Source organism: Microvirga sp. HBU67558, assembly GCF_018069605.1.
Lineage (GTDB): Bacteria > Pseudomonadota > Alphaproteobacteria > Rhizobiales > Beijerinckiaceae > Microvirga > Microvirga terrae.
On the sequence record NZ_JAGPUP010000113.1, the window covers coordinates 1 to 298 of the forward strand.

At 64.4% G+C, this 298-nt stretch carries 1 pseudogene; it reads right to left on the reverse strand.

The window, feature by feature from the left end:
- Window positions 1–3: 3 nt before the first annotated feature.
- Window positions 4–298, reverse strand: a pseudogene (locus tag KBI52_RS00455) (hypothetical protein); the annotation flags it as partial.

Consider the following 298-nt stretch of genomic DNA (forward strand, 5'->3'; position numbering starts at 1 on the left):
AAGTCATGCCGCCCTCGGCAGGAGGGCGATTCCGGGTGAGCGGCGGGGCCGATGGCGGCGGCGCTTACCCCAGACAAAGAGATGGCGGTGCGCGTTCCAGTAGATCATAGAGGGGTGGATCGCATCGCTGATTTCGTCCCAGGTCTCAAACCGCCGGCCCACCAACGCAAGCGAGCGCAGGATCTTCCACCAAGGCTCGATCAGGTTGAGGTAGGCTGCGTACTTGGGTTGGCACACCATCTCCCAGCGTGGATGGGCCAGCAGGAACAGCAGCACGTCGGTCGTGCGGTGGGAGCCG